Genomic DNA, 15,385 nt, shown 5'->3' with positions numbered 1-15,385 from the left:
GCCGCTGTCCGGGCCCGGTGACAGGCCGGTGTCCGGGCGACCACGCAGCTCCTCCACTCGCGGCCTCCTCCCGGCCGCGCCCGCCCGCCGCCCGCGCTCCTCCTCGCGGGCGGCGGGCGCACCTTCGTCCAGGGCCGCGCAAATCCCCGCCGGTGTGCCGCGTGTGACGCGTGAGTCCGGTGTGACCCTCGCGTAGCCTGCGACCATGGCGACACGTACGTCCTCGACGTCCCGGGCGCGGGGCAAGAGCACCCGTCCGGCGACCCGCAAGGGCACCGCGCGCACGCGCCCCACGGCGCGCGCCCCCCGGTCCGGCGGCCTCCCGCTGCCGCTGCGCGCCGCCCAGAGCACGTGGATGGGCCTGGCCCACGCCACCGGCGCGGTCGCCCGCAAGGTCGGCGACACCGGTCGCGACCTCGAGCCGGAGCACCGCCGCGACGGAGTCGGCTTCTTCCTCGTGGCCCTCGCGATCGTCGTCGCCGCCCGCGAGTGGTGGGGGATGCCCGGCGCCGTCGGTGTCGTCGTCCACGCCGTCGTCGCCGGCACCTTCGGCAAGGTCGGCTACGCCGTCCCGCTCGTCCTGCTCGCCTTCGGCATCCGCGTCCTGCGGGCGCCCACCGACGAGGCCGCCACGTCCCGGATGGCCGTCGGCACCACCGCCCTGGCCTTCGCGGCCTGCGGGCTCGTGCACGTCTCGGCCGCCATCCCGACCCCGCCCCAGGGTGCCGACGGCATGCGCGCGGCCGGCGGCATCATCGGCTTCCTCGCCTCCAGCCCGCTCGAGGCCGCGGTCTCGGTGTACGGCACCGTGCCGCTGCTGCTGATCCTCGGCCTCTTCGGTGTCCTCGTCCTCACCGCGACCCCGCTGCACCAGGTGCCCGAGCGGCTGCGCGAGACCCTCGACCGGCTCACCGGCCACACGCCCGAGGCCGCGCCCGAGCCCGAGCCGGCCAGGCCCGCCGGCCGGCGCCCGCGGGGCAAGGCCGCCACCACCGAGGTCGACGGCCCGATGGTCGGCGACGAGGCCTTCGAGCAGGCCGCGGTCGTCGACCCGCGCACCGGGCGCCGCCTGCGCCCGGGCCAGAAGCGTCCCGCCGAGACCGCCGCGCCGGACGCCGACGCCCCGGCCGCGGCGCTGGCCCAGGCCCGCGGCGCGAGCGCCAAGGCGCCCCTCGAGCCGCCCCCCACCTCGCAGCTGCCGCAGCGCGTCGAGCAGCTCTCGCTCGCCGGCGACGTCACCTACACCCTCCCGGACTCCGGCGTTCTCGAGCCGGGCAGCCCGCACAAGGCCCGCAGCGCGGCCAACGACCGCGTCGTGGAGTCGCTGACCACCGTCCTGGACCAGTTCGAGATCGACGCCCAGGTCACGGGCTTCACCCGCGGCCCGACCGTCACCCGCTACGAGGTCGAGCTCGGCCCCGGCATCAAGGTCGAGCGGGTCACCGCCCTCTCCAAGAACATCGCCTACGCCGTGGCCAGCGCCGACGTGCGCATCCTCTCCCCGATCCCCGGCAAGTCGGCGATCGGCATCGAGATCCCCAACACCGACCGCGAGAAGGTCAGCCTCGGGGACGTCCTGCGCAGCCAGGTCGCCCGCGGCACCGACCACCCGATGGTCATGGGCGTCGGCAAGGACGTCGAGGGCGGCTACGTCATCGCCAACCTGGCGAAGATGCCGCACCTGCTCGTCGCGGGCGCCACCGGCGCCGGCAAGTCGAGCTTCGTCAACTCGATGATCACCTCGATCCTCATGCGCTCCACCCCCGACGAGGTGCGTCTCGTCCTCGTCGACCCCAAGCGCGTCGAGCTGACGGCCTACGAGGGCATCCCGCACCTCATCACCCCGATCATCACCAACCCCAAGAAGGCCGCCGAGGCCCTCCAGTGGGTCGTGCGCGAGATGGACACCCGCTACGACGACCTCGCGGCGTTCGGGTTCAAGCACGTCGACGACTTCAACAAGGCGGTCCGGGCCGGCAAGGTCAAGCCGCTGCCGGGCTCGGAGCGGGTCATCACGCCCTACCCGTACCTGCTCGTCGTCGTCGACGAGCTCGCCGACCTGATGATGGTCGCGCCCCGCGACGTCGAGGAGTCGATCGTCCGCATCACCCAGCTCGCGCGCGCGGCCGGCATCCACCTCGTCCTCGCGACGCAGCGCCCCTCGGTCGACGTCGTCACCGGCCTCATCAAGGCCAACGTGCCCTCCCGGATGGCCTTCGCCACCTCCTCGCTCGCCGACAGCCGCGTCGTGCTCGACCAGCCGGGCGCCGAGAAGCTCATCGGCCAGGGCGACGCGCTCTTCCTGCCGATGGGCGCGAGCAAGCCGATGCGCGTCCAGGGCGCGTGGGTCACCGAGTCCGAGATCCACGCCGTCGTCTCGCACGTCACCGAGCAGCTCAAGCCCAGCTACCGCGAGGACGTCGTCGTTGCGGCGCCGAAGAAGCAGGTCGACGACGACATCGGCGACGACCTGGACCTCCTGCTCCAGGCCACCGAGCTGGTCGTCACGACCCAGTTCGGCTCGACCTCGATGCTCCAGCGCAAGCTGCGCGTCGGCTTCGCCAAGGCCGGCCGGCTCATGGACCTGCTGGAGTCACGCGGCGTCGTCGGCCCGTCCGAGGGTTCCAAGGCCCGCGACGTGCTCGTCAAGCCCGACGATCTGCCCACCACCCTCGCGCTGCTGCGCGGCGAGGACGTGCCCGAGGCGGACGTGCCCTTCGACGGGCAGCCGCTCGACGGCGACGCCCACGCGCTCGGGCTCGACGCTCCGGAGGCCGGGCGCGAGGACACCGCCGAGGTCCCGGTGGTGCGCTACGGCGGCGACGCCGTGGCCGAGGACCTCGACCGGTACCCGGTCGCCACGGAGTACCACGACGGCGACGACGACGGGTCCGGCGAGGACGCCTGGGAGCTCACGGGACGTCGCTGACCGGCGCCCCGCGCCCACGGCTACGGTGTGCCCATGACGTCCACGTGGGAGGACCTGCGCGAGCCCCCGTCCCGAGGCGCCCGGTGGCGGGCGACCTTGCGCAAGCAGCCCTCGGCGTTCCTGCTCGCCGTGCAGGTCCTCGTCATCCTCCTGCTGCCGTTCCTCGAGAACGCCGAGGGCGGGCCGTCGGTCATCTCGCTGCTCAGCCTCTCGGCGCTCGTCATCGCCGTCTTCACGGTCCGCAGCACCCCGGCCCTCACGTGGCTGTCGGCGACGCTCGCCCTGCCGGCCGCGGCCTTCGAGCTGTGGTCGCTCTTCAGCGACAGCACGACCGTGCTCGCCCTGGCCCACACCGCGCTGGCGCTCTTCTACTTCTACACGGCGTACGCGCTCATCTCGTACATGTTCGAGGACTACTGGGTCACCAAGGACGAGCTCTTCGCGGTCGGCGCCTGCTTCACCGTGCTGATGTTCGCCTTCGCCTACGTCTACCTCGCGGTGCAGGAGTTCTGGCCGAACTCGTTCACCTCCTTCACGGGTCCGGGCCGGCGCAGCCTCCTCGAGCTGCTCTACTACTCGGCCGCCAACCTGACGAGCGTCGGTCTCTCCGACGTCGTCCCGATCAAGCCGCAGGCCCGGGCCATCGGCACCCTGGAGCAGCTGGGCGGCGTCATGTACGTGGCGATGGTCATCTCCCGCCTCGTCGCGCTGACCGTGATGCGCTCGCGCCAATGACGCCGTGGGTCCTCAGACGGGCACGCCGTCGAGGTCCTCGATGCGGGCCAGCCCCGGACCACGGGTCGCCGCGATCTCGCCGGCCCGCCGCTCGGTCTCGCCGAGCACCCGCAGGGCGTTGCCGCTCGTGAGCGCCCCGAGGTCGGCGTCGCTCCAGCCGCGGTCGGCGAGGGCGGCGAGCAGGCGCGGGTAGCCACTGACGTCCTCGAGCCCCGCGGGCTGGACGTCGACGCCGTCGTAGTCGCCGCCGAGGCCGATGTGCTCGACCCCGGCCACCTCGCGCACGTGCTCGACGTGGGCGACGACGTCGTCGAGGGTCGCGGCCGGTGCCGGGTGGGTGGCCCGGCGAGCCGCCGTGAAGGCCGTGTAGGCGACGAAGTCCGAGGACGAGATGCCCTCGGCCGCCGCGGCGTCGGCGGCCTCGAGGTCCCACTCGCGCACGGCGGGGGAGACGAACTTCGGGACGAAAGTGACCATGCAGACGCCGCCGTTCCCGGCCAGCCGCCCGAGGACGTCGTCCGGGACGTTGCGCGGGTGGTCGCAGACGGCCCGGGCCGAGGAGTGCGAGAACACGACGGGTGCCTCGGCGGTGTCGAGGGCGTCGCGCATCGTGGCGGCGGAGACGTGGGAGAGGTCGACGAGCATCCCGAGGCGGTTCATCTCGCGCACGACCTCGTGGCCGAACGGCGAGAGGCCGCCGAGCACCGGCTCGTCGGTGGCCGAGTCGGCCCACGGGACGTTGTCGTTGTGGGTGAGCGTGAGGTAGCGCACGCCGAGGGCGAACAGCATCCGCAGCGTGCCCAGCGAGGAGTCGATGCTGTGCCCGCCCTCGGCCCCCATGAGCGAGGCGATGCGCCCGCCCGCCAGGGCCGCCTCGACCTCCCCGCGGGTGGTGGCCAGCGCGAGGTCGCCGGGCCAGCGCGCGACCATCGCGTGCACCGCGTCGACCTGCTCGAGGGTGGCGGTCACGGCGGCCTCCCCGGCGAGCGTGGAGGGCACGAACACCGACCAGAACTGGGCGCCGACCCCGCCGGCGCGCAGGCGCGGCAGGTCGGTGTGGGTCGGCAGGTCCCCGGCCGCGAGGTCGAGGCGCTCCCAGTCGTAGGCAGCGCGCTCGCGGGCCTCCCACGGGAGGTCGTTGTGGCCGTCGAGGACGGGGTGGCGCCCGAGGAGGGAGCGGATGCGGGCCGCGGTGTCGTCCGGCATGGCGCGACCCTACCGGGGGTGGCTGGAGGGTCCGCGACCCGCAACTAGAGTGGCGCCCATGACCACCAGTGCGACCCGCGGCAGCGTCGCCCTCGTGACCCTCGGCTGCACCCGCAACGAGGTCGACTCCGAGGAGCTGGCCGGGCGCCTGGCCGCCGACGGCTGGACCCTCGTCGAGGACGCCGCCGAGGCCGACGTCGCGCTCGTCAACACCTGCGGCTTCGTCGAGCAGGCCAAGAAGGACTCCATCGACACCCTCCTCGAGGCCGCCGACCTCAAGGAGACCGGTCGCACCCAGAAGGTCGTCGCGGTGGGCTGCCTCGCCGAGCGGTACGGGCAGACCCTCGCCGACGAGCTGCCCGATGCCGACGCCGTGCTCGGCTTCGACTCCTACGCCGACATGTCCTCGCACCTGCAGGGCATCCTCGCCGGCGCCCGACCGGCGTCGCACGTGCCCACCGACCGGCGCCGGCTGCTGCCGCTCTCGCCGGTCGAGCGCCCGGCGGCCTCCGACGCCGTCGCCCTCCCGGGCCACGACGCCGAGGTGGTGCGGTCCCGGCTCGGCTCGGCCCCGTGGGCGCCGCTGAAGATCGCGAGCGGCTGCGACCGCCGCTGCGCCTTCTGCGCCATCCCGATGTTCCGCGGCTCGTTCGTCTCCCGGCGTCCCACCGATGTCCTCGCCGAGGCGCGCTGGCTGGCCGGGCAGGGCGTCCGCGAGCTGTTCCTCGTCAGCGAGAACTCCACGTCCTACGGCAAGGACCTCGGCGACCTCACCCTCCTCGAGGCGATCCTCCCCGAGCTGACCGGCATCGAGGGGATCGAGCGGGTCCGGGTGTCCTACCTCCAGCCGGCCGAGGTGCGCCCCGGGCTGCTCGAGACGATGGCCGCCACGCCCGGTGTCTCGCCCTGGTACGACCTGTCCTTCCAGCACGCCTCGACCCCGCTGCTGCGCCGGATGCGGCGCTTCGGCGGCACCGAGCCGTTCCTCGGCCTGCTCGAGGGCGTGCGCTCGCGCCAGCCGCTCGCCGGCGCCCGCAGCAACGTCATCGTCGGCTTCCCCGGCGAGACCGAGGCCGACGTCGACGAGCTCGAGCGCTTCCTCACCGCGGCCCGCCTCGACGTCGTCGGGGTGTTCGGGTACTCCGACGAGGACGGCACCGAGGGCGAGTCCCTCGACGGCCACCTGCCCGAGGAGGTCGTCGCCGAGCGGGTCGAGCGCATCTCGGCCCTCGTCGAGGAGCTGACGGCCCAGCGCGCCCTCGAGCGCGTCGGCGAGCCGGTCACCGTGCTCGTCGAGGAGCTCGACGAGGACGACACCGCGGTGGTGGTCGGCCGGGCCGACCACCAGGGGCCGGACGTCGACGGCGTCTGCCACGTGCGGGTGCCGGCCGGTGTCGCCGTGCCCGGGCCGGGGTCCTTCGTCGACGGCATCGTCGTCGGTGCCGAGGGGGTCGACCTGCTGGTGGAGCCGCGATGAGCGAGCCCACCGCGCGCCCGCCCCGCCCCGTGCGCCCGGGCCCGCTCGCCGACGGGCGGATGAGCGACCCGTACCGGGTCGGCATCGACCCCGCGAGCCCGGCCGTCCCCGAGACCGGCCCGAGCGCCTGGAACATCGCCAACTACCTCACCGTGTTCCGGCTGGTGCTGGTGCCGGTGTTCGGGTGGCTGCTCCTGGCCCACGGCGGCACCGACCCCGCCTACCGGTGGGCGGCCTTCGGGGTGTTCGCCGTCGCGATGGTCACCGACCGGATCGACGGCGACCTCGCCCGCAGCCGCGGCCTGGTGACGAACTTCGGCAAGGTCCTCGACCCCATCGCCGACAAGGCGCTCGTCACGATGGCGCTCGTCGGGCTGTCGAGCATCGGCGAGGTGATGTGGTGGGTCACCGTGCTCGTCCTGGTGCGCGAGTGGGGCATCACCGCGGTGCGCTTCTGGGTGATCCGGCACGGCGTGATGGCGGCCAACCGCGGCGGCAAGGTCAAGACCCTCCTGCAGGCCTTCGGCATCGGGTTCTTCTGCTGGCCGCGCTCGACCCTTCCCGTGCCCGGCTTCTGGGACGCCCTCTCGTGGTCGCTGCTGGGGGCCGCGGTGGTCGTCACGGTGGTCACCGGGGTGGACTACCTCGTCCAGGCGCTGCGGCTGCGGCGCACCAGCGAGCGGGCGCTGCGCAAGCGGGCCGAGCGCGCCGCGCGGGCCGAGCAGGGCGCGCGCCGGACGGACCGGACGACGCCGTGAGCGAGGTCGGCCCCGCGGACGTCGTCGGGCTGCTCCGCGAGCTGGGCCTCGGCGTCGCGACCGCCGAGTCACTGACGGGCGGGCTGGTCTGCGCCGCGCTCACCGACGTGCCGGGGTCCTCGGCCGTCGTCCGCGGCGGGGTCGTCTCGTACGCGACCGACGTCAAGGCCTCGGTGCTCGGGGTCGACGTCGGGCTGCTGGCCGCCCGGGGAGCGGTCGACCCGGACGTCGCGGTGGCGATGGCCGAGGGGGTGCGCCGGCTGCTGGGGAGCGACCTCGCGGTCGCGACGACCGGGGTCGCGGGGCCGGACCCCGCCGACGGGCAGCCGGTCGGGACGGTCTTCGTCGGCGTCGCCGGACCGGCCGGAACAGCCGTCGAGCGGCACGCGTTGAGCGGAGACCGGGCCGCCGTGCGGTCGGCCAGCGTGGCCGCCGCCCTCGATCTGGTGCACCGGACCCTTCGAAACCTCCGCGCCGACCGGGGGGTGGAGGGGTACGGTGGTCCCACGACCAGGGTGCCGACGAGACAGGAGGAGGCCCCGTGATCCTGCTCCGCCAGGAGATGGGCGAGGTTCTGCGCGAGGTGCGCACGGGCCAGGGCCGCACGCTGCGCGACGTCGCGGCGTCCTCCACCGTGTCCCTCGGCTACCTCAGCGAGATCGAGCGCGGCACCAAAGAGGCCTCCTCCGAGCTCCTCGGCTCGGTGTGCGACGGCCTCGGTATGACCCTCTCCGAGCTCCTCGGCCTCGTCGCCGAGCGGGTCGAGCGCGTCGAGACCCTCACCGCGCCGGTCACCCTCCCCGTCGGAGCGGCCCGCGCCGCCGACGAGGTCTCCGCCTCCGCGGCCTGACCCACCCCGCACCACCCCCGCCATCCGGCGCTCCCTGCTGTCCGCCTGCGCTGTCCTGCCGGGGTGATCCTGTCTCGCCGGTGCGACCCCGCCTCGCCGGGGTGGTCCCGCGCCGCCGGGGTGCCATGACACGCCGGCGCAGCAACCCGACCCCGGCGAGCTGCGTGGGGCGAGCGATGACGTCCGGGCTCCGGGCGTGCTGCCCGACGGGGCCCGGGTTCCGTGCGTCGTCAGGGGATCGGGGGGCACGGGACGGTCGATGAAGTCCGGGCTTCGTGGGTCAGCACCGATGGGGCCCGGGTTCCGTGGGTCGACTCGCGCGGTTCGGCACGGGCGACGGACGTGCGGTGCGGCTCAGCTCCGGGTGCGGCGGTACTTCCCGCGCGGCGCGCTGCTCGCCGGCCCGCTTCCGAGGGGACGCTGCGGGCGGCCGTCGTCGGTGGGCGCGAGCCCGCCCTGGCACGACGGGCAGGAGAAGATTGTGCGCTCCCGCGGCGGTGTCCCGGCCATCGCCACCCGCACCGTGGTGCCGCAGCGCCGGCACGGGCGGCCGGACCGGGCGTGCACGTAGGCCTCATCGCCGGCCCGCTGGATGCCGGTGCTGCCCTGCCACCCGGTGCGCTCGGCGGCCGCCATCAGCCGGTGCAGGCGGGCCATCAGCCGGTCCAGGCGCTCGGGGTCGACCTCGCGGGCCGGCGTCCAGGGGTGCAGCCGCTCGATGAAGAGCAGCTCGCTGCCCCAGAACGTGCCCACCCCGGCCAGCGTGCGCTGGTCCAGCAGCGCCTCGACGAGGGTCGCCGGGTGGGCGAGCACGGCGTCGCGGGCCCGCTCGGGGTCCCAGTCGGGGCCGAGGACGTCGGGACCGAGGTGCCCGACGAGGTCGCCCTCGCGCGCGGTCGGCACGAGGTCGAGCATCCCGAGGCGCAGCCCCAGCCCGGACCACTCGTCGGTGAGGACGGCTGCGCGCAGGTCGGGGTTGCGCATCCGTCGCTCGGTGCGCGGCCCCGGGTGCTCGACGCGCCACTGGCCCTCCATCCGCAGGTGCGTGTGGAGCGTGGCCCCGGTGTCGAAGCGGTGCAGGACGTGCTTGCCCCGGGCGACCACCTCGAGCGTGGTCGAGCCGCGCAGGTCGACGTCGGGCACCGACGGCCAGCGCAGCTCGGCGTGCGTGACGACCCGGCCGGCCAGGGCCGCGTGCAGCCGGGCGGCCGTGCGGTGGACGGTGTCACCCTCGGGCACGCGCGGTCACCGCCGCATCCGCAGCCCGCGCGGGGTGAGGTGGAAGCCGGCCGCCTCGAGCGCTGCGACGACCGGGTGGTCCGAGCCGAGCAGCTGCCCGCCGTCGGCCTTCTCGACGGTGATCCGCCCGAGGTGGCCACGGCGCACGGCGTCGGCCAGAGCCGCCGCCGCCACGGTCAGCAGGTCGGGGTCGTCGGTGTAGGTGAGCAGGGTCTTGCCGCCGCGCTCGACGTAGAGCGCCAGCTCGCCGTCGACGACGGCCACGACCGAGCCCGCCTTGCGGCCCGGCTGGTGGCGGCGGCGCTTGTCCTCGGGGGCGTCGCCGGCGGACGGCTCCACGGCGCGGTCGGGCCAGGGCAGGGCCGAACCGTACGGGTTGGCGGGGTCGCTGGCCGCGAGGACGACGGCCACCGGCTCGCTCCGGCGCCCCGTGTCGCCGCCGGACCCGGCGCGCAACCGGTCGACGGCCCCGGACGTGCCGAACTGCGAGGCGCCCAAACCCTCCACGAAGTAGCCGCGCCGCACCCGCCCGCTCTCCTCGGCCTTGCCGAGCACGCGGTAGACGCCGGCGAAGCCGCCCGGCACCTCCTCGGCCGCCACGGCCCCACGCGTGACGATGCCGTAGCGGTCGAGCAGGAGCTCGGCGGTGGCCAGGGCGCGCAGGGTGGGATCGTCCTCGGCCGGGGGCAGGAGCGACCATCGGCCGGTCACCCGGGCCGGGCCGGACCGGGCGGGCAGCGCGGGCCGGGACGGTGCCGAGCCCAGTGCCCCGAGCGGGCCCCGGCGCGAGCCGTAGCGGGTCCGCCGGGGGCCAGGCGCCGAGCGCTTATGCGCCGTCCGGCCGCCGGCGAGCAGCGCCCGCACCGGCGCGAAGGTGTCGCCGGTGACCCGGCCCGCCCAGACGAGGTCCCAGAGCGTCGTCGCCAGCTCCTCGTCGTCGGTGCTGCCGACCTGGTCCGAGAGCGAGCGGAAGAAGTGCGCCCCGCCGCCGGCGAGGGTGTCGAGGAGGGCGATGCCGCGCTCGTCGGGCACCCGTTCCGGGTCCGGGCCGGGGAGGGTCAGGTGCGCGGAGTCGGCCAGGTGCAGCGAGACCCAGCCGTCATCGCCGGGGAGTGAGCCGTGGCCGCACCACACGACCTCGCCGCTGGCCATCAGCTCGTCGAGGAGGGCGGGGGAGTAGTCGGCGACGCGGGCCGGCAGGACGAGCGACTCGACCGCGCTGGCCGGCAGCACCGCCCCGCTCAGCTGCTCGACCACGCGGACCACGCCGTCCCGGCCGCGCAGCCGTCCCCCGACGCCCTGCCACTCGAGGACGAAGCGCCCGAACGCGTCCGGAGTGACCGGCTCGACCTCGGCGCGCAGCGCGGCGAGCGAGCGCCGGCGGAGCATCCGCAGCACCTCGGCGTCGCAGAACTCGGTGGACCCGCCGCCCGTCGGCAGCAGCTCGCCCTCGACGACCCGGCCGCTCGACACCAGCCGCGCCAGGGCTCCCGCGGCCACGGCCACACCGATGCCGTACGCCCGCGCGACCTCGGCGGCATGGAAGGGGACGTGCGTGCGCGCGTAGCGGGCGACGAGATCGCCGAGCGGGTCGGCCACCGGTTCGAGGAAGGCCTGTGGCACACCGGGAGGCAGTGAGGCGCCGAGGGCGTCGCGCAGGCGCGAGGCGTCCTCGATGGCGGCCCAGCGGTCCTCGCCGGCGACGCGGACCGGGATGACCTGCCGTGCGGAGGCGAGGTCGGCCAGCCAGCCCTCGACGTCGTTACCGGTGACCCCCTCGCGGCAGCGTTGGAGCACGCCGTCGACGGGCAGCGGGCCGAGGACGCGCATGAGGTCGAGGACGTCGTCGGCGTCGCGCGCGGCCCGCTCGGGGGTGAGCCGCTGCAGCTCGGACTCGGTGCGGGCGACCTGCTCGGCGTCGAGGAGGTCGCGCAGCGCCAGCCCCTCGGAGCCGCCGAGGAGCTCGGCGAGCAGCGAGGGGTCGAGGGCCAGCGCGGCGGCGCGGCGCTCGGCCAGCGGGCTGTCGCCCTCGTAGAGGAACTGCGCGACGTACCCGAAGAGCAGCGACTTGGCGAAGGGCGAGGGGGTGGAGGACTCGACGTCGACGACCGTGACCTTGCGCCCCGCGACGTCGCGCATCAGGTCGACGAGCCCCGGCACGTCGAAGACGTCCTGGACGCACTCGCGCACGGCCTCGAGGACGATCGGGAACGTCGGGAAGCGGCTCGCGACCTCGAGCAGCTGCGAGGCGCGCTGGCGTTGCTGCCACAGCGGCTGGCGCCGGTCGGGGCGTCGACGGGGCAGGAGCAGGGCGCGCGCGGCGCACTCGCGGAACCGGCTGGCGAAGAGGGCCGACCCGCCGATCTCGTCCGTCACCAGGCCGCGGACGTCGTCGGGGTCGATGGTCACGAGGTCGAGGAGCTCGCGGCCGACGCTGCGCCGGTCGATGCCGTCGACGTCGTCCCACTCGAGGTCGGGCAGGCGCAGGACGATGCCGTCGTCGCCGTGCATCGCCTGGACGTCGACGCCGAAGCGGTCGCGCATCCGGGCCGAGAGGGCCAGCGCCCACGGGGCGTGCACCTGCGCGCCGAAGGGGGAGTGGACCGCGATCCGCCAGTCACCGAGCTCGTCGCGGAAGCGCTCGACGACGACGGTGCGGTCGTCCGGGACGTGCCCGGTGGCCTCGCGCTGCTCGCGCAGGTAGGTGAGGAGGTTGTCGGCGGCCCACTCGTCGAGGCCCGCCGCCATGACCCGCTCGCGGGCCTTCGTCGGGGACAGGGCGTCGACCTCGCGGACGAACGCACCGACCGCCCGCCCGAGCTCGGCGGGGCGGCCGAGGGAGTCGCCCTTCCAGAACGGCAGCCGCCCGGGCAACCCCGGCGCCGGCGTGACGAGCACGCGGTCGTGGGTGATGTCCTCGATGCGCCACGTGCTGGTGCCGAGGGTGAAGAGGTCGCCGACGCGGGACTCGTAGACCATCTCCTCGTCGAGCTCGCCGACCCGCCGGCCGGGCCCCTCGCCGGTCGCGAGGAACACGGCGTAGAGGCCACGGTCGGGGATGGTTCCGCCCGAAGTGACGGCCAGCCGCTGGGCGCCACGCCGGCCGGTGAGGGTGTCGGACAACCGGTCCCACGTGATGCGCGCCCGCAGCTCGGCGAAGTCCTCACTGGGGTACTTGCCGGCGAGCATGTCGAGCACCGACTCGAGCACCGGCCGGGTGAGGGTCGAGTAGGGCGCCGCACGGCGGGCCAGGGCGAGCACCTCCTCGACGGTCCACTCGTCGAGCGCGCACATCGCGACGACCTGCTGGGCCAGCACGTCGAGCGGGGTCGAGGGCACGTGCAGCGCCTCGATCTCGCCGGCGAGCATCCGCTCGACGACGACCGCGGTCTGGACGAGGTCGCCGCGGAACTTCGGGAAGAGGACGCCGCGCGAGACGGCCCCGACCTGGTGCCCCGCGCGCCCGACGCGCTGGAGCCCGGAGGCGACCGACGGTGGCGACTCGACCTGCACGACGAGGTCGACCGCGCCCATGTCGATGCCGAGCTCGAGGCTGCTCGTGGCGACGACGGCGGGAAGGCGCCCGGACTTCAGCTCCTCCTCGATCTGCCCGCGCTGCTCCTTGCTGACCGACCCGTGGTGGGCGCGCGCCAGCACCGGTGGCGCCCCCGAGGACTGGCCGGACTGCGCCATCACCTGCGCCGGAGCGCCCTTGAGGACCGCGGGCCGGGGCGCCGCGCCGTCGACCTCGACGGACTCGGCACCTTCGGCGGCCTCGACGCGCTCCTCCCAGATCTCGTTGAGCCGGGTGGTCAGCCGCTCCGCGAGGCGCCGGCTGTTGGAGAAGACGAGGGTGGAGGTGTGGTCGGCGACGAGGTCGACGATGCGCTCCTCGACGTGCGGCCAGATGCTCGCCCGCTGCTCCTGGCCGGAGGCGGCGCCGGCGAGGTCGCCGGTGGGCTGCCCGAGCTCGGCCATGTCGGGGACCGGCACGACGACCTTGAGGTCCCACTCCTTGGTGGACGGCGGCTGGACGACGTCGACCGGTCGGCCGCCGGCGAGGAAGCGCGCGACCTCCTCGACGGGACGGACGGTGGCGGACAGCCCGATCCGCTGCGCCGGCCGCTCGAGGAGGGCATCGAGGCGCTCGAGGGTGAGGGCGAGGTGCGCCCCGCGCTTCGTGCCGGCGATGGCGTGGACCTCGTCGAGGATGACCGTCTCGACACCGGCCAGGGCCTCGCGGGCGGCGCTCGTCATGATGAGGAAGAGCGACTCGGGGGTGGTGATGAGGACGTCGGACGGCGCCCGGGCGAAGGCCCGCCGCTCGTCGGCCGGGGTGTCGCCGGAACGGACGGCGACCGAGATGTCCGGCTCGGGCAGGCCGAGCCGGGTGGCGGCGTGCCGGATGCCGACGAGCGGGCTGCGCAGGTTGCGCTCGACGTCGACGGCCAGCGCCTTCATCGGCGAGACGTAGAGGACCCGGCAGCGCTTCAGCCGCTCCTCGGGCACCGGCTCGGCGGCCAGCCGGTCCAGGGCCCAGAGGAACGCGGACAGGGTCTTGCCGGACCCGGTGGGCGCCACGACGAGCGCGTGGTGCCCGCTGCTGATGGCCTCCCACGCGCCCGCCTGGGCGGTGGTGGGTGCGCTGAAGCTCCCCCGGAACCAGGCGGCGGTGGCGGGGGAGAAGCGGTCGAGGACGTCGGCATCCATGCTGCTCACACCCTCTCACCCGGCGCCGACACCGGCCCCGCCGCGCGCGCACCTGCGACAGTGGTGCCGTGACGGCGCAGCCCCTCCTCGGCTTCGGCCTCCCGGTGTCCGGGCGATGGGCCACGCCCGGCACCGTGCTCCACGTCGCCCGGCGCGCGGAGGAGCTGGGCTGGGCCTCGCTGTGGACCTTCCAGCGCACGCTGTGGCCCGCGGACGGCCGGCTCGGACCGAACCACCGCAGCGTCCTCGATCCCGTCGTGGCGCTCGCGCTGGTCGCCGGTCACACGACCCGGATCGGGCTCGGCACCGCGACGCTCTGCGCGCCCTACACCGCGCCCGCGCTGATGGCCAAGCAGCTGGCCTCGCTCGACGTCGTCTCCGGCGGGCGGCTCACCGCGGGTGTCGGGATGGGCTGGCTGCCCGAGGAGCATCTGACCGCCGGGGTGCCGATGGAGCGACGGGGCGCCCGCTTCGAGGAGTACCTGCGCTGCCTCGTCGCCCTGTGGACGGACGACCCCGTCGAGTTCGCCGGCGAGTTCTACACCGTGCCGCGCTCGCACCTGGGCCCGGCTCCGGTGCAGCGGCCGCACCCCCCGGTCCTCGTCGGGGGCACGGCCGAGCCGGCGCTGCGTCGAGCGGGACGGCTGATCCAGGGCTGGATCGCGAGCAGCACCCACGACCCCGCCCGGCTCGCGCGCGACGTCGAGGTCGTGCGCGACGGCGCGCGGCAGGCCGGCCGTGACCCGGATGCCCTCCGCGTGCTCGTCCGGGTCGTCCCCGAGCTCGTCGCCGCGGACCCCGGTCGCGGCCGGCGGCCCTTCCACGGCACCGCCGACCAGCTGCTCGACGACGTCGCCGCGCTCGGCGCGAACGGCGCCACCGAGGTGCTCCTCGACCTCAACCTCGCGCCGGACGTCGGCACCCCGGACGTCGCCGAGGAGGCCGCGCTGGAGCGGGCCGAGGTGCTCCTCGAGGCGCTGGCCCCCGGGATGCGCTGACCGACGGGCGCCCGTCAGCCCAGGCGCAGGACGAGCTCGTCGGTGTCGGCGCCCAGCCCCGCGGCGAACCCGCGGTCCTGCCCCACGACGACGAAGCCGCAGCGCTCGAGCACGCGCCGGGATCCGGTGTTGTGCACCGCGACCCGCCCGTGGATGGGCCGCTCCGGTTCCTCGAGGAGCAGCAGGCGCAGCGCCTCGGTGGCGATGCCCTCGCCCCAGCGCGCGGGGTCGACCCAGTAGGTGACCTCGCGCTCGCCCTCCATCGTGAAGGCCGCGACCGTGCCGACGAGGACGCCGTCGCGCTCGATCGCCCGGTGGCGGATGCCGGCAGCGGTGCGGACGCGGTGCTGGTGCTCCTCGAAGGCCGCGCGGTCGTCGGGGTCCCTGTGGGTGAACGCGGCCATCCGCACGGCGGCGGGGTCGCGCTGGAAGGCGAAGAGGGCGTCGTGGTCCTCGTCCCGCACCGGGCGCAGGCTCGTGACC

Annotated in this window: 11 protein-coding genes; 7 read left to right on the top strand and 4 right to left on the bottom strand. The window is 75.2% G+C overall.

Annotation, left to right across the window (positions count from 1 at the left end):
• The first annotated feature begins 205 nt into the window (after positions 1 to 205).
• Positions 206 to 2,929: a DNA translocase FtsK 4TM domain-containing protein gene (locus ACQZ2A_RS17625; protein WP_430213703.1), complete on the top strand. Its 2,724-nt coding sequence runs from the start codon at positions 206 to 208 to the stop codon at positions 2,927 to 2,929.
• 33 nt (positions 2,930 to 2,962) lie between these two features.
• On the top strand, positions 2,963 to 3,664 hold the full coding sequence (locus tag ACQZ2A_RS17620; protein ID WP_430213701.1) for a potassium channel family protein: 702 nt from the start codon (positions 2,963 to 2,965) through the stop codon (positions 3,662 to 3,664).
• 12 nt (positions 3,665 to 3,676) lie between these two features.
• On the opposite strand, the gene ACQZ2A_RS17615 is transcribed toward ACQZ2A_RS17620, so the two are convergent.
• On the bottom strand, positions 3,677 to 4,870 hold the full coding sequence (locus ACQZ2A_RS17615; RefSeq protein ID WP_430213699.1) for a dipeptidase: 1,194 nt from the start codon (positions 4,868 to 4,870) through the stop codon (positions 3,677 to 3,679).
• 58 nt (positions 4,871 to 4,928) lie between these two features.
• Between ACQZ2A_RS17615 and ACQZ2A_RS17610 the strand changes: the two genes are divergently transcribed.
• From ACQZ2A_RS17610 to ACQZ2A_RS17595, 4 genes are read left to right on the top strand one after another with little or no spacing between them, the layout of a single operon-like run.
• Positions 4,929 to 6,347 (top strand): MiaB/RimO family radical SAM methylthiotransferase, encoded by a 1,419-nt coding sequence (locus tag ACQZ2A_RS17610; protein ID WP_430213697.1) that lies wholly within the window; start codon positions 4,929 to 4,931, stop codon positions 6,345 to 6,347.
• Between the two features lie 59 nt (positions 6,348 to 6,406).
• Positions 6,407 to 7,105, top strand: a complete 699-nt coding sequence (gene pgsA / locus ACQZ2A_RS17605; RefSeq protein ID WP_430213707.1) for a CDP-diacylglycerol--glycerol-3-phosphate 3-phosphatidyltransferase — start codon at positions 6,407 to 6,409, stop codon at positions 7,103 to 7,105.
• The gene (locus ACQZ2A_RS17600) at positions 7,102 to 7,650 is read left to right on the top strand and encodes a CinA family protein (protein ID WP_430213695.1); all 549 of its coding nucleotides are present in this window, start codon (positions 7,102 to 7,104) and stop codon (positions 7,648 to 7,650) included. Before pgsA ends, ACQZ2A_RS17600 begins: the two co-directional genes overlap by 4 nt.
• A complete protein-coding gene (locus ACQZ2A_RS17595) occupies positions 7,647 to 7,955 on the top strand; it encodes a helix-turn-helix domain-containing protein (protein ID WP_430213693.1) in 309 nt (102 codons plus the stop codon). The genes ACQZ2A_RS17600 and ACQZ2A_RS17595 overlap by 4 nt, the downstream gene beginning before the upstream one ends.
• Positions 7,956 to 8,309: 354 nt before the next feature.
• Here the strand turns inward: ACQZ2A_RS17595 and ACQZ2A_RS17590 are convergent, their stop codons facing one another.
• Complete coding sequence (locus tag ACQZ2A_RS17590; protein ID WP_430213691.1) at positions 8,310 to 9,194, bottom strand: Fpg/Nei family DNA glycosylase; 885 nt, start codon at positions 9,192 to 9,194, stop codon at positions 8,310 to 8,312.
• A gap of 6 nt (positions 9,195 to 9,200) precedes the next feature.
• On the bottom strand, positions 9,201 to 13,904 hold the full coding sequence (locus ACQZ2A_RS17585) for an ATP-dependent helicase (RefSeq protein WP_430213689.1): 4,704 nt from the start codon (positions 13,902 to 13,904) through the stop codon (positions 9,201 to 9,203).
• Between the two features lie 68 nt (positions 13,905 to 13,972).
• Here ACQZ2A_RS17585 and ACQZ2A_RS17580 point away from each other — a divergent pair, with 68 nt between their 5' ends.
• Positions 13,973 to 14,902 (top strand): TIGR03619 family F420-dependent LLM class oxidoreductase, encoded by a 930-nt coding sequence (locus ACQZ2A_RS17580; protein WP_430213687.1) that lies wholly within the window; start codon positions 13,973 to 13,975, stop codon positions 14,900 to 14,902.
• Between the two features lie 14 nt (positions 14,903 to 14,916).
• Here the strand turns inward: ACQZ2A_RS17580 and ACQZ2A_RS17575 are convergent, their stop codons facing one another.
• Entirely contained in the window at positions 14,917 to 15,366 is a 450-nt protein-coding gene (locus tag ACQZ2A_RS17575) for a GNAT family N-acetyltransferase (RefSeq protein WP_430213685.1), read from the bottom strand.
• Positions 15,367 to 15,385 lie beyond the last annotated feature (19 nt).

It is taken from the genome of Phycicoccus avicenniae, assembly GCF_050496545.1.
GTDB lineage: Bacteria > Actinomycetota > Actinomycetes > Actinomycetales > Dermatophilaceae > Phycicoccus > Phycicoccus avicenniae_A.
Note: the sequence above shows the minus strand (reverse complement) of the source record. Positions and strands in the feature narration are given on the sequence as shown.